Source organism: Geminicoccus flavidas (assembly GCF_009806515.1).
Lineage (GTDB): Bacteria > Pseudomonadota > Alphaproteobacteria > Geminicoccales > Geminicoccaceae > Geminicoccus > Geminicoccus flavidus.
Genome location: NZ_WUJP01000506.1, coordinates 1 through 1,386, shown reverse-complemented (window position 1 = coordinate 1,386; position 1,386 = coordinate 1). Strand labels below are relative to the sequence as shown.

The following is a 1,386-nucleotide window of genomic DNA, read 5'->3' as shown; positions in this document are numbered from 1 at the left end:
CCGCGACCTTGCCGAGGGTGAGGAGGATCGACCAGAGCACGCCGCTGCCTGCCGCCGTGCCGTGCCCGTCGGCATGGCCGCCTAGCAGTTCGGCAAACGCCGGCAGCAGCACCAGGGTGAGAACCATGGCCAGGTCCTCGACGATCAGCCAGCCGACCGCGATCCGGCCGTTCGGGGTCGTCAGCGCGTTACGCTCCTCCAGGGCGCGCAGCAGCACGACCGTGCTGGCGACCGACAGGCTGAGCCCGAACACCACGCCGGCACCGACGCTCCAGCCCCAGGCCGTCGCCAGGCCCACGCCCATGAGCGTCGCGACCAGGATCTGGCCGACGGCACCCGGCACCGCGACCCAGCGCACCGCCATCAGGTCGGCCGCGGAGAAATGCAAGCCCACCCCGAACATCAGCAGGATCACGCCCATTTCGGCGAGCTGCGCCGAGAGCGCCGCGTCGGCGACAAAGCCCGGCGAGAACGGCCCGGCCATGACGCCTGCCACCAAATAGCCAACCAACGGGGGCAGGCGCAGCCGGTTGGCCAGAAAGCCGAAGGCGAACGCCAGCACGAAGGCCATCGCGACGGTGGCGATCAGGGGAACGTCGTGATGCACGGGGGCTGGTCCAGGCTGCGCTTCGTTGGCCGGATCCACTTGTGGCCGCAGCACGCGACTAGGCGCAACCCTTCCTGCGGCCAGGGCCGGCCGGCTTGCACCAGACGCAAAACCGATGCGTGCTCCCGAGTATTGGCACTCTCCTGGTGCGGGAAGGCGGCCACAGGCGGGTGTCTCGGCGGTAGCGCGTTTTCCTGCGGCGTTGCGGCGGCTTGGCCGTGGATGTTAACTCTCTCTTCCAGGCCTGAACACCGCGCAGGAATTGTTCATCAAGATGTACGGGTCCCGTCTCGACCGCCTCGGCGAATTTCCGTTCCGACGCCTCGCCGGGCTGCTCGCCGATCGGGTCCCGCCGGCGGGTCGGCCGGTCCTGGACCTCGGCATCGGCGAGCCGCAGCACCCCGTGCCGCCGATCCTGGCCGAGACGGTGGCCCGCCATGCCGCCAGCTGGAACCGCTACCCGCCGCCCACCGGCACCCCGTCCTTCCGCCAGACCGTGGCGGGCTGGGCCTCCCGGCGCGGCGGCCTGGCAGAGGGCGCGCTCGATCCCGACCGCCACGTCCTGCCGGTGGCCGGCACCAAGGAGGCGCTCTATCTGGCCGCCCAGCTTGCGGTGGATCGTGCCGGGCGCAGCCGGCCGGCGGTGCTGATGCCGACCCCGTTCTATGCGGTCTATTTCGGTGCCGCTGCCATGGCCGGTGCCGAGCCGGTGCTGCTGCCGGCCACGGCCGCGACCGGCTTCCTGCCGGATCTGGACGCGGTCCCGACCGAGACGCTGG

The 1,386-nt window shown here is 71.3% G+C and carries 2 protein-coding genes; one reads left to right on the top strand and one right to left on the bottom strand.

Features of this window, described 5'->3' with window-relative positions; genetic code table 11:
- Nucleotides 1-607 (bottom strand): cation:proton antiporter domain-containing protein (locus EQG76_RS14280; protein WP_235031369.1); only part of this gene is annotated, 607 nt, incomplete at its 3' end.
- Between the two features lie 274 nt (nt 608-881).
- On the opposite strand from EQG76_RS14280, the gene EQG76_RS14275 reads away from it, so the two are divergent.
- The coding region (locus tag EQG76_RS14275; protein WP_159714586.1) for an aminotransferase class I/II-fold pyridoxal phosphate-dependent enzyme at nt 882-1,386 on the top strand (505 nt) is incomplete at its 3' end.